Raw genomic sequence first — 21,961 nt, forward strand, 5'->3', positions numbered from 1 at the left:
TCCGATGAGGAGTGCAGTTCCCCCGCAGACTTACTGCCGGCACCATTCGATTTCCACGCTGACGTGCGCCTAGCGGTGCAACAGCTGGCTCGCACTATCAGGCGCCCTCCCGCCACCATCGGTCTCTACGAACGAGCCGATGCTGTGTTTCTCGAGTTCGCCGACCGATTCGAAGAGACCGCCGTCAACACATGGGTTGGCAGGAGGGCCTTCGAGCGGCGCCTAGGGTCCGATTTCCAGAGATTGTTCCAGCACCTTGACGTCTCGATCGGTGTGGGCCGTAGCGTCATGAGGGTCTTGGAGGAGGACAAGCCCATTTGGCCCCCGATCCGGTGGCGTACGCAGCGCTTTCCCTATCTGTCAGAGCCCTGACCGTCTCGCACGAAATATGTGCCCTCCTGCGTGCTGGCTTTCCCCAAGCGGCCATGGGGCGCTGGCGAACCCTCTACGAAGTGAACGTGGTGGCCGCCGTACTGGGGGTTGGAAACCGCCACACTGCAACACGTCTCAACGAACACCGGTGGATCATGCTTGCGAGAGATCGTCGACACGCGGACGGCGAGGCCACTTGGCCACACGATGGGCCAACTCCGGAAGAGATGCAGGAACGGCTGGTCCGACGCTTCGGGCCCACCTACACAGGACGATACGGCTGGGCCGCTGAAGTGACTCGCAGACGGTTAGGCGTCGCAAAGCCGCAGTTCCACCATCTGGAGAAGGTCGCTGCCTTGGGCGGCCGATCTGACAGACATCTCGCCGCACATCACCGCGTGCACGCTGACGCGCTTGGCACTTGGAGCTCCTCACCGAGGACGGCGCCTGGCACATCGGTCCTCGCTACAGCGGGATAGCGCTGGCGGCCTACGAAACGATCCACGTCCTGCGCGACAGCCTGTTGTCTTTGGTGGCACTCTGGGCCTCGTACCGCGAGCATCCGATCACTTCCGCCTGCCACGCTTTGTTGTCTGAAACGCTCCTCGACGCCGAGCACTCGTTCTTCCAGGCTGCGTTAGCCCTCGGGGAGGTTGAACTTGACCCTGGCGCATTCGCCTTCAGGAACCTCTAAAGGAACACAATTCGGTTGACGTCTGAGGGCCGTCGGATCCTGCGTCACCTCGCACAGGCCACTCGGAGGTCTTCCTGGGAAACGGGCGATCAATCCCACATTCTCGCCAGCGTCCACACAGCCCGTCGCTACGCGCTACGAGGCTCGTGGCATGCACGCGATGTCGAAGGAGGCACGCGGGTACTTTACGGAGATCGTGGTCATCATCAGCGGCTGGCGGCTGGATCTCCTCAAGGAGTCCCATTGGCCCGATCGTGCGCGACGGTGCTGGGCCCGGGCCGGATCGCCCTCCGCGGTGCGAACTCTCAACTACACGGACTTCTCCCCACCCGGCTCCACCGGCGGCATGAGCACCCCGAGCAACCTCGCGCAGCGCGTCGCCATCTCCTCGGCACTCAGCTCGTCGTGCGTCTGCCACCAGCGCACGGCGGTCGCCACGGCTGACTGCCACATCCGGTCGAGGAGCTCGTGGTCGAGCGCGTCGTGGTCGCCGGCTACGGTCAAGATCTGACGCGTCCCGTCCGTGCCGAGCGCCTCGAGCTGCTTGCGAAAACCGGCGGCGAGCTGACCGGCGGGGCCGTCCGGGAGCGTCGGGTCGTAGATGACGGCCCAGGCGTGGCGGTTCTCCGCGAGGGCAGTGAAGATCGCGGTCAGCGTGTCGAGGGCGCGCTGCCGGGGGTCGGTCGACTCCTGCGCAGCCGTGACCGCGTCCACGAGGTCCGGTCCGACCGCCTCCAGGCAGGCCCGGCTCAGCCCTTCCTTGGAGCCGAAGAGGTGGTAGACCATCCCCTTCGAGACGCCAGCAGCCTGGGCGACGCGCTCGGTCGAGGCACCGGCGTACCCCTGCCGACCGAACTCCTCGACGGCGCAGAGCACCAGCTGCCGCTCGCGGTCGGCCCGCGCGACGCCCTTGGTTCCGCTGTTTGCCACTTCGCCTCCTCTTGACCGTGATGCAATTTACCGTAGGGTCAATTCGTCGCTCACCACGGAGGAAGTCAGCATGCCGCGTCCCGACCTGACCGTTCTGGCCATCCCTGCCTTCATCGGGGCTATGGGGGCTGAGATGTGGTGGCAGCGCACCCACCCCGCCGAGCCCGGCACGGTCCGACCCGGCGACTACGAGCTCAACGACACCATCGCCAGCCTCACCATGGGCGTCGGCAGCCTCATCGCGCCCTTCGTCACGGGCCCGATCCTGCGCCGCCTCTCCCCCGGCACGACCAAGGCCGGCACAGCCCTCCTCGCGATCGGCGCCGCCGCAGGCCTGGCCACGACCGTGGGCGACGTACTGCGCCGTCGTCGCGAGCACGGCGGCACCCTTCCCGAGGCCGGCACCCTGCCCGCCGACGAGCCAGCACCTGTGGTCGTACGCTCGCGCGCCGAGGCCCTCGGCCTGCTGACCTCCGGCACCGCCGTCGCCGCGGTGGCCTCCACGGCAGTCGCCGCCGCCTCCATCTGGGCCACCCACGCCTCGGCGACGCGCCTGGCGCAGCGGTCACCGTTCCCGATGCGGAGCGGCCCGGCCACCTTCCTGCTCGCGATCGCCGGCTGGGACTTCATCTACTACTGGAACCACCGCCTCTCCCACGAGTCCCGCTGGATGTGGGCCATGCACGTGGTCCACCACAGCAGCGAGCGCTACAACCTCTCGACCGCACTCCGGCAGCCGGTGGCCGAGGGCTGGACCATCACCGTCCCCTACGGGCTGCTCGCCCTCGTCGGCGTCCCCGTGAAGTACATCGAGGACGCGCGGGCGATCAACCTGATCTACCAGTTCTGGATCCACACCGAGGTGGTGCGCTCCATCGGGTGGCTCGAGAAGATCCTCAACACCCCGAGCCACCACCGCGCCCACCACGGCAGCCAGCGCCAGTACCTCGACATCAACCACGGCTCGATCCTCATCATCTGGGACAAGCTCTTCGGGACCTTCGAGCCGGAGGACGAGCGGGTGCGCTACGGCCTGACCCGCAACCTCGACTCCTTCAACCCCGTCACCATCGCCACCCACGAGTGGCGCGACATCGCGACGGACGTTGCCTCCGCACCGACCTGGCGCGACCGCTTCTCCTTCCTGCTGCGCGGGCCGGGATGGGCGTACGAACGCCGCGCGCAGCTCGCACCCGCCGACGAGACGGCCATCGCAGCGGGCGTGGCCTAGGCGGGCTCCGGGGAGCCGGCCGCCCAGCCCGAGCATGTGCACGAACCCGCCGGACGTGTCGGTCCCGTGCACTAGGGTCGTGCCTCCACGATCTCGGGGGAGAACCATGCGCCGCACGTCCGTCCGTCCGCACCACGCACGCGTGGGCGTCGTCGTGGTGGCAGTCCTCGCGTTCTGCGCCTCGCTGCTCTCCGCGGGCCCCGCGACCGCGGCGGCCAAGCCGGCTGGCTTCACGGGCTACGCCTTCGACGCCCGTTGCGCGCCGACGCAGTCGCAGATGGACAGCTGGCTCACCTCGTCGCCCTTCTGGGGCGTGGGGATCTACATCGGCGGCTCGATGATGTCCTGCCGCCCGACGGTGACCGACCCGGGGCAGCCGCACCTCGACGCCACCTGGGTGTCGCGCCAGCGCGCCAAGGGCTGGCGGATGCTGCCGATCTGGGTCGGACCGCAGGCCTCGTGCCACACCCGCTACGGCGACCGCATCGACCCCGACCCCACCGGCTCGTACGCCGCGGCGGACGCGCGAGGGCGTACGGAGGCCGCCGCCGCGGTGAGCCGGGCGCGCGAGCTCGGGCTCCCCGCCAGGAGCACCCTCTGGTACGACCTCGAGGGTGGCTTCGACCTGGAGAACGACGACTGCCGCCGCTCGGCGCTCCGCTTCCTGAGCGGCTGGACGATCGCCGTGCGCCAGCTCGGCTACCGCTCCGGCGTCTACTCGAGCGTCTCCGCCGGCATCCACGCCCTCGACAACGCCGACAACCTCTCCCCCGGCTCCTACGCCATGCCCGACCAGGTCTGGTACGCCTGGTACAACGGCCGCCCCGACGTGCACATCAGCTCCCAGTGGGTGCGCGCCACGAGCTGGCGAGGCCAGCGCGTGCACCAGTACCAGGCGGACACCCCGGCGTCGTACGGCGGCGTCGCCCTCACCATCGACCGCAACTTCATGCAGGTCGACGGCGGCTCGAAGGCGCCGAAGGTGAAGCTGTGCGGCGGCACCCGTATGGACTTCCCCGGCTACCCCAAGCTCAAGAAGGGCGACCGCGGCGGCAAGGTCAAGGCCCTCCAGTGCCTGCTCAAGCGCAACGCCACGTACCGCGGACGGCTCGACGCCAAGTACGACCGGGACGTCGTGCGCTCCGTGAAGTCCTTCCAGCGCAAGCACCGCCTCCGTGTCACCGGCCGCCCCGACACCGCCACCTGGACCGCGCTCTTCGCGCAGGGCTCGGCGCCGCTGCTCAAGGTCGGCTCCGCCGGCGAACCCACGCTGCGGCTCCAGCGGTCGCTGCGCGCCGCCGGCTACACGGGCGTGAAGCCCACCGGGGTCCTCACCGACCAGACCGCCTCCGCGGTGCTCCGCCACCAGAAGAAGCTGGGACTCAAGCGGACCGGAATCGTCACGCCCGACGTCTGGGCGTCGTTGAAGCGCGGCAGGCGCTGACCCACCCTGCCGACCGCCCGGCCGTCAGGCGTCGGCGGACGGATCCTTGCGCTTGCGCAGTGCGTAGACCAGGGTCGCGGCGGTCAGGAGCGTCACCACCAGGCCCGCACCAGCGGCGACCTGCTTCCACACCGCACCCGCAGCGTCCGTGCCCGACCGGGTCACGACGAAGGTCACCTCGTACTCCTCGGTCTGCAGGTCCTCGACCCTGACCTCCCCCTTGTCGTCCGAGATCCGTACGACCGGCTTCAGCTCCACGCTGCCCACGGCCGTGCCAGCGGTGGACGCATCGATCGCCCAGCTCCACCTCACCGGATCGGGCGGCAGGTACTTGTCGGACTGCCAGTCCGTCGGCGCGACGGAGACCACGTCACCGGTGACCACGAGCCTGGCCTCGACGTGGCAGGCGACCGCCAGCTCTCCCTGCACCGGCCCGTCCGACGGGCCGGTGGGGGCGTCGGCAGCCCCCAGGGTCACCCTGAACGTCTTCTGCTCCCCCGTCTGCAGCTCCACCTCGTCGTCGAAGCGCAGGACGGCCTCGTCGAGCGCCTCGGTCGTGTTGGCGCAGCGCTCCCGGACCTGCTCCAACATGCTGGTCGTCGGGCCGGACCCGGTCGTGGGAGGCGGCGACCCGTCCGACGTGGGCGACGGCTCGGTGGTGCCTGGCCGGCCGCCGGACGGCGAGGACGGAGGCGCAGGGGCAGGCGACTCGCTCGCGTCCTCAGCGCATCCCGCGGAGAAGAGCAAGAAGAGGCAGACGATCGCCCAGACGGTTGCTCGGCCGAGTCGCGCGGCACCAGCACCCACCGTGCTCCGCATGCAGCCCTCGCGCGTGCTCATGACGATCACCGCCCCCCGAGACGTCTTCTCACGCTAACGCCGTGCGCGAGGAGCAACAAGCGTGATGCAGGTGTCACCGAGGGCGAGCGGCGGCGTTCGTACGCCGCGTGGCCTGCGCCGAGCGCGGGTCGTCGGGCCACGCGTGCTTGGGGTAGCGCCCCCGCAGGTCAGCGCGCACGCCCGGGTAGCCGTTGTCCCAGAAGGAGTCCAGGTCGGCCGTGACCGCGGCCGGACGGCGGGCGGGCGAGAGCAGGTGCAGCAACAACGGCACCTTCCCGCCCGCTAGCGCCGGGACGGCCGTCCAGCCGAAGACCTCCTGCAACCGCACGGCCAGCACCGGCTGCTCGGCGGTGTAGTCGATCCGCACGCTCGACCCGCTGGGCACCTCGACCCGTTCGGGAGCCAGCTCGTCGAGCCGCCCCGCCTCGGGCCACGGCAGCAGCGCCCGCAGCGCAGCGGTGACGTCGATCCGGCGCAGGTGCTCGACCGAGCGGACCCGCGCCAACTGCGGCCCCAGCCAGGCGTCGAGGTGCTCGGTGAGGGCCTCGTCGCTCACGTCCGGCCACGGCTCGCCGAGCACGCGGTGCAAGAAGTCGAGGCGGACGCGCAGGGTCGTGGCCGCCTCCGACCAGGAGAGCAGGCCGATCCCCTCACGCCTCAGCGCCTCACGGATCGCGCCCGTCACGGCGTCCGTCGGCGGGTCACTGAGCGGCACCGAGGCGAGCTCGATCGCGCCCAGCAGCGTACGACGTCGGGCCCTCACCCTCCCCTCGGTCCAGGTCACCTCGTCGACCTCGGTCCACTGCGAGCCCGCCGCCTCCAGCGCCAGGTCCTCGGTGAGCGGCGCGGCGCCGCGGATCCGGGCCTCGCGCTGCCCGGGCCTGCGGTCGGCGTCGGCGACCGCGAGCCACTCCAGCCCGGCAAGCGGGCCGGGATCACGCACGTCGAAGGCCGCGCCCGTCCCCGACGTCATCAGGTAGCTCGACGCGCCGGGGCGCTTGCGGGCGATCCGGTCCGGGTGGGCCAGGGCCACGACCAGCCCGACGGCCACGTCGTCGGTGAGCGGCCCCCGGGCGTCATGCTGCGGGGCCACGGCCCCCAGGCGGGTGACCTGGCTGCGCCACGCGCCGGAGCGGTGCCCCGCCCGCAGCGACCGCAGGGCCGCCACGAGGTCCCCTCCGGGCGCACGTACGTCCTCGCTCAGCATCGCGACCACCTCGGCAGCACGCCTGGTCCCGACCAGCTGCGCCCCGTCGATCAGGGCCCGTGCGAGCCGCGGGTCGGTCGGCACGCCTGCGATCATCCGTCCGCGAGCAGTGACGCGGCCGTCGTCGTCGATCGCGCCCAGGTCGCGGAGCACCTCACGGGCTGCCGCCAGAGCGTGCGTCGGCGGCTGGTCGAGCAGCGCCAGGTCGCCCACGTCGTCACTCCCCCAGCAGGCCACCTGCAGGGCGAACGCGGTGAGGTCGGCGGTGGCGACCTCGGGCTCGGGGTGGGCGGCCAGGTGCGCGTGCTCGGCCTCCGACCAGCAGCGCAGGACGACGCCCGGGCCGAGCCGTCCGGCGCGTCCGGCGCGCTGCTCGGCCGATGCCCGACTCACCGCGACCGTGACCAGCGAGGCGAGCCCACGGCGGTGGTCGGTCCGCGGCTCGCGGGAGAAGCCGGCGTCCACGACGATGCGGACGCCGGGCACGGTCAGCGACGACTCCGCGACCGCGGTGGAGACGACGACGCGGCGCCGCGGGCCCTCGGTGAGCGCACGGTCCTGCTCGGCTCCGGGCAGGCGTCCGTGCAGGGCATGGACGTCGGCCTCCACCCCGGCCAGGCGGCGTACGGTCGCCTCAACCTCCGCGACGCCCGGCACGAAGACCAGGACGTCACCCTCGTGCTCGGCCAGAGCCCGGCGTACGGTCGCGGCGACGTGGTCGTGGAAGGCCGGCGTGATCCCTCGGTCGTCCGTACGCCGCTGCCCCGCCGGCAGCGGGCACCAGAGCGTCTCGACGGGGTGCAGGGCGCCCGGGACGCTAATCACGGGGACGCTGGCCAGCGGGGGCACGGCCCCGTCGCTGGCGAGCAGCGCGGCTGTGCGCTCGGCCTCGATCGTGGCCGACATCGCCACCAGCCGCAGGTCGTCGCGCAGGTTGGTGCGGATGTCGACGAGCAGCGCCAAGGTCAGGTCCGCGTCGAGGTGCCGCTCGTGCACCTCATCGAGCACGACGGCGCCCACGCCCGCGAGCTCGGGGTCCTGCTGGAGGCGGCGGAGCAGCAGACCGGTCGTGACAACCTCGATGCGCGTACGCCTGCTGGTGCGCCGTTCGCCGCGCACGGAGTAGCCGACCGTCTCCCCCACCGGCTCTCCCAGCAGCTGCGCCAACCGGCGGGCGGCAGCACGCGCCGCTATCCGGCTGGGCTGCGTGACGACCACCCGGCCCTCGACCGCCTCGGCGACCGCCGGCGGGACGAGGGTCGTCTTGCCGGTGCCGGGCGGTGCGTGGACCACCGCCACTGCGTGCGTACGCAGCGCCTCACCGAGCTCAGTCAGCGCCGCGGTGACCGGGAGGTCGGGCGGCGCGGCGAGCAGGCGGCGCAACGGGTCGGACACCCCTGAAGTCTGCCTGACACCCGGCACGGCCACCCTCAGGGCAGCGCTATCGGCGCCTCCACCACGAACCACGCCAGTGCAGCACAGTTGGCGACGACCGTGACCCAGAAGATCGTGCGGAACGGCTGCTTGACGGTCTTGTGGCGGAAGAGCTGGCGCGCGACCAGCGCCCCGGGCCAGCCACCCGCGAGGGCGACGGCGTGCAGGGTGGACTCCGAGGTCCGCCACGCGCCCTTGACGGCCGCCGACTTGTCGACGGCATACATCAGGAACGCGAGACAGCTGACCACGCCGTAGGCCAGGAGCAGGGTGACGGGCAGCGCCGCCCACACCCACAGGCCTGCCAGCACGGAGAAGAAGGCCACGGCGACACCGGTCACCAGGCGCACCCGCGGGCCACCCGCGCGCCTCGTCGACCTGCCGACGTACTGCACCTGGGACGCGGTGGCCCTGTTCCGCTGGTCGCGCCGAGGAGCGTAGGTGACCTCGCGTCCCGCCGTCGGCCGCGGCCCACGTGGAAACGCGCTCACGTGCACGAAGAGACGCTCGCCGCCGGCCGACGGTGTGATGAAGCCGAAGCCTCGCGCATCGTTCCACTCCGCCAGCACTCCCCGCTGGCGCTCGGCACCGTGGCTCGTCACGTGTCACTCCTTGGCTTGAGGGGACGACCAGGCGGAACGCTAACGAACAACCCCTGTACGTCCGGCTCACCGCGCCGGAGGATGAGGGCATGGCGCTGGGCGACGAGGCACCGTGACGCACGGGTCGAGGCACCTGCGCGGAGTCGCCGTGGCTCGACTCCTGAAGATGCCGTGGGGCACGTGCGACGCCACCGTCACCCTGCACCGCGTCGTCATGCGCGACGGCGCGAGCCTCCTGACGGACGTCCACTTCCCCGCCACCACGCCGGACGGCGCGGCCCTGGGCACGGTCCTGATCCGCACCCCCTACGGCCGTCGCGGGCTCCTGGCCGAGCTCACCGCGGGCTGGCTGGCCAGCCACGGCTACCGCGTCGTGAACCAGAGCTGCCGCGGAACGGCAGGGTCGGGCGGCACGTTCGACCCCTTCGCCCAAGAGGTCGACGACGGCGCCGACACCGTCTCCTGGCTGCGGTGCCAGCCGTGGTTCGACGGTCGCTTCGCGCTGTGGGGAGCCTCGTACGTCGGGCACGCGGCGTGGGCGGTCATGGTCGACCCGCCTCCCGAGCTGGCGGCGGCGGTCGTCGCCGTCTCCGCGCACGACGGGCACTGGGTGGCCCACGGCGCCGGCGCCTTCGCGCTCGACGAGGTCGTGGGACTCATGGACGGTCTCGCCCACCTCGACGCGGGCCCCCGAGGACTCCTGAGCGCCGCCAGCGCCCGACGACGCCAGCGACCCGCCTTCGAGGAGCTCCCGCTGGTGGCCGCGCAGGAGACCGTCTTCGCCGACACCGGCATGCTCTACCGCGACTGGCTGCTGGCCACCGATCCGGGCGACCGGGTGTGGCGCCGCATGCGCCTGGGTGAGGCGCTCGACCGGGTGGAGGTGCCGGTGCTGCTGCAGGCCGGGTGGCAGGACCGGTTCTCCACCCAGATGTTCGAGCAGCACGACCGGCTCAGGCGGCGTGGCGTGGTCGTCGGCCTCACGGTCGGCCCGTGGACCCCCTGCAGGCGGCGACCACGGGTGCCGGGATCCTCATGGTCGAGGCCCTCGACTGGCTCGACGAGCACCTGGCCGGGACGGATGCCCGCCGCCCGAGCCCGGTGCGCCTCTTCGTGACCGGGGCCGAGGAGTGGCGCGACCTCGAGACGTGGCCCCCGCCGACCCACGAGCACGTGCTCCACCTCCACCCGCACGGCGCGTTGGCCGAGGCCGCCCCCGCGGCGGGCAGCGGCCCGAGCGTGTTCACGTACAACCCCGCGCGGCCGACACCGGCCGTGGGTGGGCGCGTGACCAACCCGGCCATCGGCGGGAGGCGCGACAACCGCCGGCTGGAGCAGCGGGACGACGTCCTGACCTTCACCACCGCACCCCTCACCGAACCCATGGAGGTCATGGGCAGCCCGGCCGTCGAGCTGTTCCACGCGACCGACAACCCCTACGCCGACCTCTTCGTCCGGCTCTGCGAGGTCACGGAGGACGGCCGCTCGGTCAACCTGAGCGACGGGTTCCGGAGGCTGGGCCCGGCGGACGCCAACGGGTCCGTGGAGATCTCGCTCGATGCGGTGGCCCACCGTTTCAACCCCGGCGTACGCCTCCGCCTGCAGGTGTCAGGAGGGGCTCACCCCCGGTACGCACGCCAGCTCGGGACCAGCGAGGGCCCCGCGACCAGCACCGCGATGGCGAACTCCCACCGCACGATCTCGCACGGCGACGGAGGGTCGTCCAGGCTGCTCCTCCCCTGCCTGCCTGCGACCCCTGTCGAGCGCGCCTGAGCCGACCGCCGTCCACCGTGCTCGTCACCGTGCGCGACCTATAGTCGCGCCATGCCCTCGTCCCGGCCTGCGAAGTCGGCCGCTCCCCAGAAGGAGCGCGAGGGCACGGTGCGCGTGGGCCTGTGCGGCTGGACGATCGCGCAGAGCGCGTACGTCCGCCGCTTCCCGCTCGTGGAGGTCCAGCACACCTTCTACGAACCGCCCACGGACGCGATGCTGGCGCGGTGGCGCGCGCAGGTGCCGGCTGAGTTCGAGTTCACGATCAAGGCGTGGCAGGTCGTCACCCACGAGTCCAGCAGCCCCACCTACCGCCGGATGAAGCAGCCGCTGCCCGACGAGGCCCACGGCCAGGTCGGAGCGTTCCGTACGACGCCCCACGTCCTGGCCGCCTGGCGACGCACCCTCGAGTGCGCGCGCATCCTGGAGGCGAGCGCAGTGCTGCTGCAGTGCCCGAAGAGCTTCCGGCCCACCGCCGCCAACGTCGACCGGCTGCGTACGTTCGTCGCGGAGGTCGAGCGGCCGGCCGGACGCCTCCTCTGGGAGCCGCGCGGTGACTGGCCTCGGTCGTTGGTCGCCGAGCTGTGCACCGAGCTGGGCCTCGTGCATGTGGTCGACCCGATGCAGACGGAGACCGTCACCCCGAGCAGACGTACTACCGGCTGCACGGGACCACTGGCGCGCGCCACGTCCACACCGACGACGAGCTGCGGCGGTTGCACGACCTGGTCGACGGTCGGCCCACGCCCTACGTCATGTTCAACAACATCCCCCGCACGGGCGACGCCGAGCGGTTCCTCGCGCTCCTCCGCGACCGCTGACCAGCGACGTCACTGGGAGGGAAGGGACCGGAGCACGCCCCTCCGGGCGTTTCGTCGCACCTCCCACCGGGCACAGCCGGGGAGGACCCCCACGACGTCAGCGAAGGAAGACCATGTGCCGCGTGCTCGCCTACATCGGGCCGGAGATCCCGCTGGAGAACCTCCTGCTCAAGCCGGAGAACAGCCTCATCAACCAGACCCTCGACCCCGAGCGGCACCCCCAGCTCCAGCTGGCGGGCTGGGGTTTCGGGGCATGGAGCGAGCACCTGCTGGCCCCCGAGAAGCCGTTCCTCTACCACCGCCCCATGGCCGCCTTCTACGACGACAACGTCGAAGGCATCGTGCCGAGCCTCCAGGTGAACACGATGCTGGCCCACGTCCGGGCAGCGGACTACAACGCCAAGACCGTGCTCACCGACGAGAACTGCCACCCGTTCTCCTACATGGGGACTCCGTGGATCGTCGCCCAGAACGGCGACATGCCCCACTGGCAGATCCTCCAGCGCGAGCTGCTGCAGCACTGCAAGGACGAGTACCTGGAGCAGATGGCCGGCAACACCGACACCGAGTTCCTCTACGTGCTCCTGCTCTCCCTGCTGGAGAGCGACAGCGACGAGGACGTGAAGCGCGCCTTCGAGGAGATGCTGAGGCTCATCGTGAAAGCGATGGAGGACCTCGACCTCCAGGCCCTGGTCAAGCTGAAGATGGCGCTGGTCGCCCCCAACCGGATCGTCGGCGTCAACGTCGGCACGGGACACCACGGCGAGACCGAGCCGGAGGGCGACTGGCGGGAGCTGCGCAAGTCCGGCCCCGGCACCGACGACTACGCCCTGGCCATGCTGCTCGAGCCGATGTACATGCTGATGGGCCGCGACTTCCACACCGACAAGGCGGTCTACGAGTTCGAGAACTGCAACGAGGAGGAGGCGACGTCCGTCATCTTCGCCTCCGAGCCGTTGACCGACAGCACCGACGAGTGGTCGACGTTGGAGTTCGGGGAGATCGTGTTCCTCGAGCGGGACGGCGACAGCATCACCCGGACCGTCGACAAGCTGAAGGTGTAGGCCGGCCGGGCGCCGACCACGCGCACCTGTCGAAATGAGTTGAGTGGAGCTCTGCAGTCACCAGGTGACTGCAGAGCTCCACTCACGCGTCTCGGCACGGAGCCGGAGATACGTCAGGCGCGGTCGCGCAGACCCAGCTGCTCGGTGGTCTCGGCCAGCGCCTCGGCAGCACACTCGGGGTGCTCGGCCAGGTTCATGCCGTAGGTCCCGATGGCCTTCTCCAGCGCGGGGGTCCAGTCCTCGATCTTCTCGGGGAAGCACCGCTGCAGCACCTCGAGCATGATCGATGCCGCGGTCGAGGCGCCCGGGGAGGCACCCAGCAGGCCGGCGATCGAGCCGTCGGCCGCAGTGACGACCTCGGTGCCGAACTGGAGCACGCCACCCTGGCCGGGAACCTTCTTGATCACCTGGACGCGCTGACCCGCGGTGACCTTCTCCCAGTCCTCGGCGCGAGCGCCGGGGAAGTACTCCTGCAGCGCCTTGAGCTGGCGGTTCTTCGAGGCCAGGAGCTCCGAGACCAGGTACTTCACCAGGGCCAGGTTGCGGACACCGACCTGGAGCATCGGGACGAGGTTGTGCAGCCGCACCGACTTGACCAGGTCGAAGAGCGAACCGTTCTTCAGGAAGCGGGGGCTGAAGCCGGCGTACGGGCCGAACATCACGGCCGGCTTGCCGTTGACCATGCGGGTGTCGAGGTGCGGCACCGACATCGGCGGCGCGCCGACCGCGGCCTTGCCGTAGACCTTCGCCTGGTGGGCCTCGACGACCTCCGGGGCGGTGGTGCGCCAGAACTCACCCGAGACCGGGAAGCCACCGAAGCCGCGGGCCTCCTCGATGCCGGAGCGCTGCAGCAGCGTGAGGGCCTGGCCGCCGGCGCCGACGAAGACGAAGCGCGCCTTCGCGGTGAACTTGCCGTTCTTTCCCTTGCCCTTGACGCGCCAGCCCTCGGCGTCGCGCTTGATGGTGCGGATCTCGGTGCCGAGGTGGATCTCGGCGTCGCCGTTGTCGACCAGGCGGTGGATCATGTGCGCGGTGAGGGCACCGAAGTCGACGTCGGTGCCGTCGAGCGAACGGGTCGCGGCGACGGGCTGCTCCGGGTCACGCCCCTGGGTGAGCAGCGGGGCCCACTCGGCGATGACGGCCGGGTCCTCGGTGTACTCCATCCCGGCGAAGAGCGGGTGGCCGTGCAGGCTGTCGTAGCGCTTCTTGAGGTAGGCGACGTTGTCGGCGCCCCAGACGAAGGAGATGTGCGGAGTCGGGTGGATGAACGACTCCGGCTCCGGGAGGTGGCCGTTGGCCACGAGGAAGGACCAGAGCTGGCGGCTGACGAGGAACTGCTCGTTGACGTCGATCGCCTTCGACACCTCGACGGAGCCGTCGGGCAGCTGCGGCGAGTAGTTCAGCTCGCAGAGCGCCGCGTGGCCGGTGCCGGCGTTGTTCCACGGACCCGAGGACTCCTGGGCGACTTCGTCGAGCCGCTCGACGAACCCGAGGCGCCAGGTCGGCTCGACCTGGTGCAGCAGGGTGGCGAGCGTGGCGGACATGATTCCGCCTCCGACCAGCAGTACGTCGTACTGGTCGATGTGGTCGGGGGTCTTCACAAACTCTCCTGGCAGGTGTATGGGTCGGAGAACGCACCAACGGTGCCACCCCTGCCGAAAGACCCTTGACAGCGGCCCCCTACCACCCCCCGGTAATTGCGTGCTAGGTCACATTTTGAGGAATCCGTCACGCTCAGGTCACCCCCGGACGGGCTCGATCGTCATGCTGGTGAAGGCCCCACGGGGCAGGGATCGAGCAAGGAGGAAGTCATGGCCGAGAAGACGTTGGAGAAGGGATTCAGCAAGGAGGAGCGCGAGGCCATGAAGGCCCGTGCCGCCGAGCTCAGGACGGCCGGGAAGTCCGGGACCAAGAAGGCCCAGGCCGAGCGCCAGGCCCTGCTCGACGTGATCGACGGGATGCCCGACGACGAGAAGGCGATCGTCACGCGCGTGCACGAGATCGTCGGCGAGCTGGCCCCCGACCTGCTGCCGAAGACCTGGTACGGCATGCCTGCCTGGGCCCGCGACGGCAAGGTCGACGTCTTCGTGAAGCATGCCTCGAAGTTCACGATGCGCTGCACCGAGGTCGGCTTCACCGAGGACGCCCACCTCGACGACGGCGCGATGTGGCCGACGGTCTTCGCGGTCACGGAGATGAACCCCACCGTCGAGAAGCAGCTCGTCGACCTGGTGGGGCGCATCTCCTGATCCTTGACCCGGGTCTCCGGGTCCGCTCAGGCGGCCACCAGGTCGTCGATCTGGTTGATCGCCGAGGAGGCACCCTCGATGACACCCATCTCCAGGACCTTCTCCAGGCCCTCGACGGTCTCGTAGGTGCTCACGAACGTGGCGCGGGTGCCGCCGTCGTGCTCGGCGAAGGAGAAGACGCTGGTGCTGACGGGCATGTCGGGGTTCTTCGTGAACTGCTCGTCCAGCGCGAAGCCGTCGACGAAGTCGAAGGCGTGGGGCTCGTCGACCGACTGGATCTCCCAGTAGCCGTAGTACCGCTCCCCCTCCGGGCTGGTCATGTAGTAGTTCATCCGGCCACCCGGGCTCATGTCGTGGTCGACGAAGGTGGCGGGGTAGGTCGGCGGACCCCAGACGCGCTCAAGCTGCCGCGGGTCGGCGTACACCTCCCAGATGCGCTTCACGGGGGCGGCGAAGTCGGCGACGATCGTGATCGTGCGGCTGTCGAGGTCGTGCGAGACGTCGGTGACGGGCATGGCGATCAGTCCTTCTGTGGGTGACGCGGAGGCGTCGGCTCGGTGTGGGGTGCCGGCTCGGCGATGAGGTCGTCGATCCGGGAGATGCGGCCACGCCAGAGGGACTCCAGCTCGGCGAGCATCGCGCCCACCGACCGCACCGCAGCCACGTCGCCGCTGGCCAGGGCCTCACGTCCCTGCCGACGCTTGGTCAGCAGGCCCGCTCGCTCCAGCACGGCGACGTGCTTCTGCACCGCGGCGAAGCTCATGTCGTACGACGCCGCGAGGGCCGAGACGGAGTGCTCGCCGGCCAGCACTCTGCGCAGGATGTCGCGCCTGGTGCGGTCGGAGAGCGCATGGAACATGGCGTCCGCCCTGTCCTCGTCCTTCTCGTCCACATCCTCAACCTACAACCATATGGTTGTAGTTTGTCAAGGGGTGTCGTGACGTTCCTCGACCGGTGCCACCCGATGCTCGGTGGAGGCCTCCCCGCCCTTCGACAGGGCCGCCACCACGCGCAAGGCCGCCGGGCCGACTCGTCGCGACAGCGCAAGGTGCATCGCGAGACCCGCCGCCACCCTCGTACGCTGCCCCGGCGCCCGGCGCTCCGCGGCATAGTGCTCCACCCCCGCCAGACCTCGGGCATTGAGCGCCTCCCCCAGCACGACTGCGTCGACCAGCGCCTCGCACGCCCCGCGGCCCAGGTTGGGCGTCATGGCGTGAGCAGCGTCGCCCACCAGCACGTAGCGGCCCTCGACCAGACGCCGAGGTCGTCGCGACTCCAGGATGCTGTTGACGACCGTCCGCTCCTCGGTGGCCGCCGCCAGCGTCGCCCGCACCGCCTCGGGCCACTGCGCGTACGCCGAGCGCGCCCACGCCAGAAGCTCGCCAGGGCTGCCCTCAGGGCGTCGCGCCGAGGCGTACCAGTTGGTCCCGAGCCCGTCGGCCATCAGGTTGGGGCCGATCCCGAAGAGCATGCCGTCGCCCCAGAACTCCTGCATGCGGTCGAGCGGCCCCTCGGGCGGCTCCGGGAGCACGCCGCGAACCGCCACCACGCCGGAGTCGCGCGGCTCCTCACCCCAGACCTGTCGCCGGACGACGCTGCGGGCGCCGTCGGCCGCCACGACGAGGTCGCCCTCGAGCGAGGCGACGTCGTCGACGTGACGGCACTCCCGGACCACCGCGTCGGGCACGGCCTGCTCGAGCAGCTGCAGGAGACCGGGACGAGTGACGAGCCAGGTGCTGGCGTCTCGCTTCACCACCGCGACGGGTCGCCGCGCCACGTCGGCCGTCACGACACCTGTCGTCAGGCGCCACCCCCGGGTGCGCAAGGGGTCGGCCAGACCGATGCGATCGAGCGCGTCAAGTGCGAAGGGCCAGATGCCGAACGCGGTCGGCACCTTGCCGCCGTGCGGGTTGCGCTCGATCACCCGCACGTCGTACATCGCGGGGTCCAGCGTCGCCGCGAGCGCGAGGCCAGCAACTCCCCCGCCGAGAATGGTGATGGTGGGCATGTGACGACGCTAGTACTACATTCGTAGTTCCACAACGCCTGTAGTCTTTTCGCGTGCCCACCCGCCGAGAGCTCGTCGCCGACGCCGCCGTGACCGTGCTCGCCACGGAGGGTCCCCGCGGACTCACGCACCGAGCGGTCGACCGGGCGGCAGACCTGCCGCCCGGCAGCACCTCCAACTGCTTCCGCAGCCGCGCGGCCCTGGTGTCGGCCGTCATCGACCGGGTCGAGCAGCTCGACCTCGAGGTGATGGCGTCGACGCTGGGCTCCGATCCCGCGCCGCTCAGCGCGCTTCCGGGCCAGCTCGCCGCCGTCGTCGGGGCGATGACCGCGCCGGAGCACGTGCGGGCGACCCGGGCACGTCTGGCCCTCCTGCTCGACGAGAGCGCCGGTGGGGCGATGGCCCTGGGCCACCACCGTTTCCTGGCCCGACTGCGCGACATGCTCGCCGAGGGTGGGCACCCGACGCCGGACGCCAGTGCGCGGATGGTCTCCGACCTGCTCGACGGCGCCCTGCTGCATGCCGTCGCAGTGCCCACACGACAGGTGGACGTCGACCAGCTGCGCGCAGGGGTGGCGCGTCTTCTCGGCTGAGCCGTGGTCATTGACGGCGCCACGGGCCAGTGGCAGCGTGCAGGAGCATGGCTCTTGCACGCATGCGAACCGTCGTCCTCGACTGCCCCGACCCGCGGGCCCTCGCCGACTTCTACGCCGACCTCGTCGGCGGGGAGGTCACCTCGGCCGAGGACGACTGGGTCGTGCTCGAGCTGGACGGCTGGCGCTTCGCCTTCCAGCGCGCGGAGGACTTCGTCGCCCCCACCTGGCCCACCGGTGAGCGACCCCAGCAGTTCCACCTGGACGTCACGGTGGACAACGTCGACGCCGTCGAGCCGCAGGTGCTCGCGCTCGGCGCCATGAAGCACGACGTACAGCCCGGGGTCGAGGCGGGCGACACCTTCCGCGTCTACCTGGACCCGGCCGGTCATCCCTTCTGCCTCTGCTGGGACTGAACGCAGCGGACCCCGGAGCCGTTCGCTCCGGGGTCCGCGCGGCCTCAGGCAGTGATCTCCTTGCGGTCGTCCCCGGAGTCACCCTGCTCCAGGCTCACCTGGATCTTGCGGGGCTTGGCCCTCTCGGCGACCGGGACGACGAGCCGCAGCACGCCGTCGGCGTACGCCGCCTCGATGGCGTCGAGGTCCAGGTTGTCGCCCAGGACCAGCTGCCGGCTGAAGACGCCGGTGGGGCGCTCGGCAGCCAGCGACTCCCAGTCGCCGTTGCGCGGGACCCGCTCGGCACGGACGGTCAGCACGTTGCGTTCGACGTCAAGGTCGATGCTCTCCTTGACGACTCCCGGCAGGTCGAACTCGATGACGAACCGGTCGCCCTCCCGCCACGCGTCCATCGGCATCACCGCGGGACGGTTGGTGGTGCCCAGCACCTGCTGGGCGAGGCGGTCGAGGTCACGAAACGGGTCAGTGGTGCGGAGCAGCATCATGTCCTCCTGATTCTCATCACGAGGGCCACCAGGGCCCTCAGGCCGTGTCAGCACTTGCACTATTTCTTGTAGCACGCCGTATCCCGGTTTCAAGGCCGCCCGGTGAGGTCCGGTGACGACCCGTGACGACCTACACGTCCCCCACCTGAGGGGTTGACCCCCGCGCCCCACGGGCCTTGCATGGGTCGGGTTGACACCGCCAGCGGTTCTTCGGTCTCCGAGCGCACCAGGCGGCGCCGTGCCCTCAGTCGAGGATGACTGCCTCACCGCGCTGGCGCAGCGCCTCGAGGCCGTCCCGCATGGCCTGGAGCGTCTCCGGCGGGTGCCCCACCCAGTCGTCCAGCTCGCCAACGACCCGCAGCGGGGCACGGCTGCGGTAGGACTGCGTCGGGTTCCCGGGCAGCTTCTTGTCGGTCACGTTGGGGTCGTCCTCGAACTCGCCCGTCGGCTCGACCAGGTAGATGTGCCCCCGACCCTCGCCCGCGGCGAGCTCAGCGCCCCAGGTCGCGGCGTCGAGGGTGCCGGTGAAGTAGACGAAGTTCATCGTCCGACCGCTCTCGAAGTTGGACTCGCGACCGGGCACCAGCAGGTCCCCGACGGCCAGCTCCGCCTTCGTGCCGTGCAGGTGGACCCCGTCCTCGTACGTCTCGAACGGCACTGGCTCTCGCATCTGCCCCATGTCGTCGAGGGTAGCCACCTCGACGAGGCAGCAGTAGCGTCGCGACATGTCGTACCCACCGCCCACCTACCTCGGCGACGACGGCGAGGTCACGGCACGGTTCCGCCCGGTGGACACGCCACCGGAGCTGCCCCTGGCCCACGGGGCGGCGAGCTACCTCGCCACCGGCGCCACGACCGACGGTCGCTTCGGGCTCTACCGCTGGGACATGGGGGCGGAGGCCGGCGGCGCCGAGCCCCACTTCCACCGCACCATCAGCGAGTCGTTCTTCGTGCTCTCCGGGACGGTCCAGCTGTTCGACGGCACGTCATGGCGGCCGAGCGGTCCGGGCGACTTCGCACACGTCCCCGAGGGTGGCGTGCACGGCTTCCGCAACGAGTCGGGCGAGGCGGCCTCGCTGCTCATCCTCTTCGCCCCGGGCGCACCGCGGGAGGCGTACTTCGAGGGGCTCGCCGACCTCGCGGAAGGACGGTGGACCCCCGACCCACGAGGAGTTGCAGGCGTTCCTCGTCGAGCACGACAACATCTACGTGGAGCCGCTCAGATCACGTGACCGCCGTTGACGGTGATCCGCTGTCCGGTGATGAAGGCGCCGCCGTCGCCGAGCAGGTGCGCGACCGTCGCCGCGATGTCCTCGGGCGTGCCCATGCGCCGCAGTGGCACCTCGGCCGCGTACGCCGTGGGGTCGACGCCGGCGTGCCGCTCGACGGGGATCCAGCCGGGTTGGAGGAGGTTGACGGTGATGCCGTCGGGACCGAGCTCCTTGGCCCAGACCTTGGTGAGCCCGACCTGGGCGCTCTTGGCCGCGACGTAGGCCGACATCATCGGGGTCGCCCGGTCGGCGAGGTCGGAGCCGATCAGCACCACCCGGCCGCCGCCGGCGGCGCGCATGCCGGGCAGCGCCGCCTGCACGAGGAGGGTCGGGCTCTTGACGAAGAACTCGAGCTGGTCGAGGTGGTGCCGCCAGGTCAGCTCGTTGAGGCTGATCTCGGGGTGGGGCCCCGTCGCGTTGGCGACGACCGCCGTGACCGGACCGAGGCCGGCCTCGACCGCGTCGAGGAGGGCCGTGACGCCCTCCTCGCTCACGACGTCGGCCCCGAACGCCTCGGCCGTGCCGCCGGCGGCGCGGATGCGGCGCACCACCGACTCGGCACCCTCGCGCCCGTGCAGGTAGTTGACCGCGACCGCCCAGCCGTCGGCAGCCAGGCGCTGCGCGACGGCAGCGCCCAGCCCGCGCGACGCACCGGTGACGAGGGCGACTCCTGCGACGGCCATGCGGTCACCCTAGCCAGTGGGAGACACCCGGTGGAGACGCTCAGCCGGGATGCGTCAGAGAGTGATGACGGCCTCGTCGTGCGCCAGGCGCGGCAGGCGGTCGAACCAGGCGTTCTCGGCCGGGCGACCGATGTTGACCACGGCGATCGACTTCAGGCCGGTGCCCTCGAGGAGGTCGGTGTCGACGCCCGTGGCGTCGTAGCCGGTCATCGGGCCGGCAGCCAGGCCGGCGGCACGCACGCCGATGATGAAGTAGCCGATCTGGAGGCCGGCGTTGAAGCGGGCCGCGTGCTCACGAGCGGTGTCGTCGAGGAAGAAGTCCTTGGCGCCCGGGAAGTGCGGGAAGGTGCGCGGCAGCGTCTCGTGGAAGTTGGTGTCCGCGGCCAGGATGGCGACCAGCGGGGCCGACTCGGTCTTGTCGCGGTTGCTTCCCGACATGTGCTTGAGGAGCTTCTGGCGCGCGTCGTCGCTGCGCACGAGCACGATCCGCATCGGCTGGCTGTTCATCGCGGTCGGGGCGAACTTCACCAGGTCGTAGATCGCGGCGACCTGCTCGTCGCTCACCGGCTCGTCGGTGAAGGCGTTGGCGGTGCGGGCCTCGCGGAAGAGGAGGTCCTGGACGTCGGAGGGCAGCGCAAGCAGATCAGTCATGCCTGCTTCAACGATGCGGCGTTCGGTCGACTTCCCGATCTCGGGGTGACCTGGGTCATGACGTGCGCCTGCGATCGTGAGACATGCGTCAGACTGACCGCAAGACGACGGAGGGACGACGACATGCGTACAACGTGGGCGCGCGGCGGGACGGGCGTACTCCTGCTCGTCTCAGGGGTCCTGCTCGTGGTGGCCTGTGGCAACGGTGGGCCAGCGCCTGCCCGTGGGGTCAGGGCTGGGAGACCGCGTCGTGCCTTCCCCGTCAGGACCACCGCCATGACTTCCTCCCGCCCGGTGACCCCTGGGTCCCCGTCGGCGCGGAGGCCCAGTGGGCTGGCATCTCCCTGCTGGTGCTGGCGCTGGCTCTTCTCACCCTGCCGTGGGCGTTGGTGCGACGCCCCCGACGCCTGCTGGTCGTCTCCACAGCGCTGAGTGCGGTGGCCATGGCCGACCTCGGCCTCGCGACCCTGCGCTCGGGGCTGGGTGGCGAGGTCGTCCTTGCCGTCGGCGGCCTGCTCACGACGGTCGTCCTGGCGCTGCTCCCCCTGGTCCTGTACCTGTCGCTCGCGGTCGTGGCGTCGGGCTGGGACAAGCCCGCAGCCGTGCTCCTGGCCCTCGCCTCGCCGCCGGTCGCCCTGTTCTACTCGATCGGCTCGTACGACGCTCGGCCCTGGTACGAGGCGGTCTCAGGGGCGTCCGTCCTCCTCGCCGGCGCCTGGTTGGTCGCGCGGAGCGTCCGCCGGCCCTCGACCACGGCCGCGAGCCAGACGTACGAGGGCGTGCCGACAGCGTGATCGTCGTCGGCTCCCACGTCATCCCCGACGCCGACCTCACCTGGCGCTTCTCGCGCTCGTCGGGCCCCGGCGGTCAGCACGTCAACACCACCGACAGCAGGGTCCAGCTCGTCCTCGACCTGGCGGGCTCCGAGGCCTTCCCCGACGAGGTGAAGCGGCGGCTGCTGGCACGGCTCGGGCCGGAGGTCGTCGTCACGGCGTCGGAGCGGCGCTCGCAGCTGCTCAACCGCAAGGCCGCCGAGGAGCGACTCGCCGAACGGCTGGAGCGGGCGTTGCGCCCTCCTCCCCCGCGCCGTGTGCCGACCAAGCCGTCGCGGGGTGCCAAGCAGCGCCGGATCGACCAGAAGAAGCAGCGCGGACAGACGAAGCGCCTGCGAGGTCGTCCCCCGATCGACTGAGCGG

At 70.9% G+C, this 21,961-nt stretch carries 23 protein-coding genes and 2 pseudogenes; 13 read left to right on the forward strand and 12 right to left on the reverse strand.

Going from position 1 to position 21,961, the window contains the following annotated elements:
- Positions 1–332 precede the first annotated feature (332 nt).
- Both E2C04_RS22035 and E2C04_RS11100 read left to right on the forward strand, forming a co-directional pair.
- Positions 333–851 carry a DUF5677 domain-containing protein gene (locus E2C04_RS22035; RefSeq protein ID WP_420873080.1) on the forward strand — a complete coding sequence of 173 codons (519 nt, stop codon included), beginning with the start codon at positions 333–335 and terminating at the stop codon, positions 849–851.
- Positions 794–1,066, forward strand: coding sequence for a hypothetical protein (locus E2C04_RS11100; protein WP_135832626.1), 273 nt, complete (start codon positions 794–796; stop codon positions 1,064–1,066). The genes E2C04_RS22035 and E2C04_RS11100 overlap by 58 nt, the downstream gene beginning before the upstream one ends.
- Positions 1,067–1,375: 309 nt before the next feature.
- On the opposite strand, the gene E2C04_RS11105 is transcribed toward E2C04_RS11100, so the two are convergent.
- A complete protein-coding gene (locus E2C04_RS11105; RefSeq protein ID WP_202977774.1) occupies positions 1,376–1,996 on the reverse strand; it encodes a TetR/AcrR family transcriptional regulator in 621 nt (206 codons plus the stop codon).
- A 70-nt stretch (positions 1,997–2,066) separates the two neighbouring features.
- On the opposite strand from E2C04_RS11105, the gene E2C04_RS11110 reads away from it, so the two are divergent.
- Together E2C04_RS11110 and E2C04_RS11115 are read left to right on the forward strand one after the other, a co-directional pair.
- Positions 2,067–3,227 (forward strand): sterol desaturase family protein, encoded by a 1,161-nt coding sequence (locus E2C04_RS11110; RefSeq protein WP_135832628.1) that lies wholly within the window; start codon positions 2,067–2,069, stop codon positions 3,225–3,227.
- 106 nt (positions 3,228–3,333) lie between these two features.
- Positions 3,334–4,671: a glycoside hydrolase domain-containing protein gene (locus E2C04_RS11115; RefSeq protein WP_158630676.1), complete on the forward strand. Its 1,338-nt coding sequence runs from the start codon at positions 3,334–3,336 to the stop codon at positions 4,669–4,671.
- Positions 4,672–4,695: 24 nt separating this feature from the next.
- Here the strand turns inward: E2C04_RS11115 and E2C04_RS11120 are convergent, their stop codons facing one another.
- The 3 genes from E2C04_RS11120 to E2C04_RS11130 form a co-directional block, all read right to left on the reverse strand.
- A complete protein-coding gene (locus E2C04_RS11120) occupies positions 4,696–5,262 on the reverse strand; it encodes a hypothetical protein (RefSeq protein ID WP_135832630.1) in 567 nt (188 codons plus the stop codon).
- 322 nt (positions 5,263–5,584) lie between these two features.
- Positions 5,585–8,113, reverse strand: a complete 2,529-nt coding sequence (hrpB, locus tag E2C04_RS11125; RefSeq protein WP_229721698.1) for an ATP-dependent helicase HrpB — start codon at positions 8,111–8,113, stop codon at positions 5,585–5,587.
- A gap of 35 nt (positions 8,114–8,148) precedes the next feature.
- On the reverse strand, positions 8,149–8,754 hold the full coding sequence (locus E2C04_RS11130; RefSeq protein WP_135832631.1) for a DUF1294 domain-containing protein: 606 nt from the start codon (positions 8,752–8,754) through the stop codon (positions 8,149–8,151).
- A 214-nt stretch (positions 8,755–8,968) separates the two neighbouring features.
- Between E2C04_RS11130 and E2C04_RS11135 the strand changes: the two are divergent.
- The 3 genes and pseudogenes from E2C04_RS11135 to E2C04_RS11145 all read left to right on the forward strand — a co-directional run bounded on the left by E2C04_RS11135 (position 8,969) and on the right by E2C04_RS11145 (position 12,409).
- Positions 8,969–10,527: pseudogene (locus tag E2C04_RS11135) on the forward strand (CocE/NonD family hydrolase).
- A 51-nt stretch (positions 10,528–10,578) separates the two neighbouring features.
- Positions 10,579–11,172 (forward strand): annotated as a pseudogene (locus tag E2C04_RS22040) (DUF72 domain-containing protein); the annotation flags it as partial.
- Between the two features lie 295 nt (positions 11,173–11,467).
- A complete protein-coding gene (locus tag E2C04_RS11145; protein ID WP_202977775.1) occupies positions 11,468–12,409 on the forward strand; it encodes a class II glutamine amidotransferase in 942 nt (313 codons plus the stop codon).
- 113 nt (positions 12,410–12,522) lie between these two features.
- On the opposite strand, the gene E2C04_RS11150 is transcribed toward E2C04_RS11145, so the two are convergent.
- Positions 12,523–14,010 carry a malate:quinone oxidoreductase gene (locus tag E2C04_RS11150; RefSeq protein WP_229721695.1) on the reverse strand — a complete coding sequence of 496 codons (1,488 nt, stop codon included), beginning with the start codon at positions 14,008–14,010 and terminating at the stop codon, positions 12,523–12,525.
- A 210-nt stretch (positions 14,011–14,220) separates the two neighbouring features.
- Here E2C04_RS11150 and E2C04_RS11155 point away from each other — a divergent pair, with 210 nt between their 5' ends.
- On the forward strand, positions 14,221–14,658 hold the full coding sequence (locus E2C04_RS11155) for a hypothetical protein (protein WP_188422438.1): 438 nt from the start codon (positions 14,221–14,223) through the stop codon (positions 14,656–14,658).
- Positions 14,659–14,684: 26 nt separating this feature from the next.
- Here E2C04_RS11155 and E2C04_RS11160 read toward each other — a convergent pair whose 3' ends face one another.
- Genes E2C04_RS11160 through E2C04_RS11170 form a run of 3 tightly spaced genes read right to left on the reverse strand, consistent with a single transcriptional unit; the run spans position 14,685 to position 16,666 of the window.
- A complete protein-coding gene (locus tag E2C04_RS11160) occupies positions 14,685–15,173 on the reverse strand; it encodes an SRPBCC family protein (RefSeq protein ID WP_135832633.1) in 489 nt (162 codons plus the stop codon).
- Positions 15,174–15,178: 5 nt separating this feature from the next.
- Entirely contained in the window at positions 15,179–15,550 is a 372-nt protein-coding gene (locus E2C04_RS11165) for an ArsR/SmtB family transcription factor (protein WP_135832634.1), read from the reverse strand.
- Positions 15,551–15,583: 33 nt separating this feature from the next.
- Positions 15,584–16,666 carry an FAD-dependent monooxygenase gene (locus E2C04_RS11170; protein WP_135832635.1) on the reverse strand — a complete coding sequence of 361 codons (1,083 nt, stop codon included), beginning with the start codon at positions 16,664–16,666 and terminating at the stop codon, positions 15,584–15,586.
- Between the two features lie 53 nt (positions 16,667–16,719).
- Here E2C04_RS11170 and E2C04_RS11175 point away from each other — a divergent pair, with 53 nt between their 5' ends.
- Positions 16,720–17,259 carry a TetR/AcrR family transcriptional regulator gene (locus E2C04_RS11175; protein ID WP_135832636.1) on the forward strand — a complete coding sequence of 180 codons (540 nt, stop codon included), beginning with the start codon at positions 16,720–16,722 and terminating at the stop codon, positions 17,257–17,259.
- A gap of 62 nt (positions 17,260–17,321) precedes the next feature.
- Positions 17,322–17,675 carry a VOC family protein gene (locus E2C04_RS11180; protein WP_238694254.1) on the forward strand — a complete coding sequence of 118 codons (354 nt, stop codon included), beginning with the start codon at positions 17,322–17,324 and terminating at the stop codon, positions 17,673–17,675.
- Between the two features lie 44 nt (positions 17,676–17,719).
- On the opposite strand, the gene E2C04_RS11185 is transcribed toward E2C04_RS11180, so the two are convergent.
- Positions 17,720–18,157, reverse strand: a complete 438-nt coding sequence (locus E2C04_RS11185) for an Hsp20/alpha crystallin family protein (RefSeq protein WP_135833783.1) — start codon at positions 18,155–18,157, stop codon at positions 17,720–17,722.
- A 247-nt stretch (positions 18,158–18,404) separates the two neighbouring features.
- Positions 18,405–18,839, reverse strand: coding sequence for an NAD(+)--rifampin ADP-ribosyltransferase (arr, locus tag E2C04_RS11190; protein WP_135832638.1), 435 nt, complete (start codon positions 18,837–18,839; stop codon positions 18,405–18,407).
- Positions 18,840–18,885: 46 nt separating this feature from the next.
- Between arr and E2C04_RS11195 the strand changes: the two genes are divergently transcribed.
- Positions 18,886–19,392 carry a cupin domain-containing protein gene (locus E2C04_RS11195; protein WP_135832639.1) on the forward strand — a complete coding sequence of 169 codons (507 nt, stop codon included), beginning with the start codon at positions 18,886–18,888 and terminating at the stop codon, positions 19,390–19,392.
- Here E2C04_RS11195 and E2C04_RS11200 read toward each other — a convergent pair.
- Positions 19,380–20,114 carry an SDR family oxidoreductase gene (locus tag E2C04_RS11200; protein WP_135832640.1) on the reverse strand — a complete coding sequence of 245 codons (735 nt, stop codon included), beginning with the start codon at positions 20,112–20,114 and terminating at the stop codon, positions 19,380–19,382. The two genes, E2C04_RS11195 and E2C04_RS11200, sit on opposite strands and share 13 nt — an antisense overlap.
- Positions 20,115–20,168: 54 nt before the next feature.
- On the reverse strand, positions 20,169–20,765 hold the full coding sequence (locus tag E2C04_RS11205; protein WP_135832641.1) for a malonic semialdehyde reductase: 597 nt from the start codon (positions 20,763–20,765) through the stop codon (positions 20,169–20,171).
- A gap of 83 nt (positions 20,766–20,848) precedes the next feature.
- Here E2C04_RS11205 and E2C04_RS11210 point away from each other — a divergent pair, with 83 nt between their 5' ends.
- Positions 20,849–21,559, forward strand: a complete 711-nt coding sequence (locus E2C04_RS11210; protein WP_135832642.1) for a hypothetical protein — start codon at positions 20,849–20,851, stop codon at positions 21,557–21,559.
- Complete coding sequence (gene arfB / locus E2C04_RS11215; RefSeq protein WP_135832643.1) at positions 21,556–21,957, forward strand: alternative ribosome rescue aminoacyl-tRNA hydrolase ArfB; 402 nt, start codon at positions 21,556–21,558, stop codon at positions 21,955–21,957. The genes E2C04_RS11210 and arfB overlap by 4 nt, the downstream gene beginning before the upstream one ends.
- Positions 21,958–21,961: the final 4 nt, after the last annotated feature.

The organism is Nocardioides daphniae, assembly GCF_004777465.1.
In the GTDB taxonomy this organism is placed as follows: Bacteria; Actinomycetota; Actinomycetes; order Propionibacteriales; family Nocardioidaceae; genus Nocardioides; species Nocardioides daphniae.

Bases quoted from the DNA above. Each gene is read 5' to 3' on its own strand.
- E2C04_RS11110 (WP_135832628.1), top strand. From the start codon at position 2,067: ATGCCGCGTCCCGACCTGACCGTTCTGGCCATCCCTGCCTTCATCGGG.
- E2C04_RS11115 (WP_158630676.1), top strand. From the start codon at position 3,334: ATGCGCCGCACGTCCGTCCGTCCGCACCACGCACGCGTGGGCGTCGTC.
- E2C04_RS11120 (WP_135832630.1), bottom strand. From the start codon at position 5,262: ATGTTGGAGCAGGTCCGGGAGCGCTGCGCCAACACGACCGAGGCGCTC.
- E2C04_RS11155 (WP_188422438.1), top strand. From the start codon at position 14,221: ATGGCCGAGAAGACGTTGGAGAAGGGATTCAGCAAGGAGGAGCGCGAG.
- E2C04_RS11160 (WP_135832633.1), bottom strand. From the start codon at position 15,173: ATGCCCGTCACCGACGTCTCGCACGACCTCGACAGCCGCACGATCACG.
- E2C04_RS11170 (WP_135832635.1), bottom strand. From the start codon at position 16,666: ATGCCCACCATCACCATTCTCGGCGGGGGAGTTGCTGGCCTCGCGCTC.
- E2C04_RS11180 (WP_238694254.1), top strand. From the start codon at position 17,322: ATGCGAACCGTCGTCCTCGACTGCCCCGACCCGCGGGCCCTCGCCGAC.
- E2C04_RS11185 (WP_135833783.1), bottom strand. From the start codon at position 18,157: ATGCTGCTCCGCACCACTGACCCGTTTCGTGACCTCGACCGCCTCGCC.
- arr (WP_135832638.1), bottom strand. From the start codon at position 18,839: ATGGGGCAGATGCGAGAGCCAGTGCCGTTCGAGACGTACGAGGACGGG.
- E2C04_RS11195 (WP_135832639.1), top strand. From the start codon at position 18,886: ATGTCGTACCCACCGCCCACCTACCTCGGCGACGACGGCGAGGTCACG.
- E2C04_RS11200 (WP_135832640.1), bottom strand. From the start codon at position 20,114: ATGGCCGTCGCAGGAGTCGCCCTCGTCACCGGTGCGTCGCGCGGGCTG.
- E2C04_RS11205 (WP_135832641.1), bottom strand. From the start codon at position 20,765: ATGACTGATCTGCTTGCGCTGCCCTCCGACGTCCAGGACCTCCTCTTC.
- E2C04_RS11210 (WP_135832642.1), top strand. From the start codon at position 20,849: ATGCGTCAGACTGACCGCAAGACGACGGAGGGACGACGACATGCGTAC.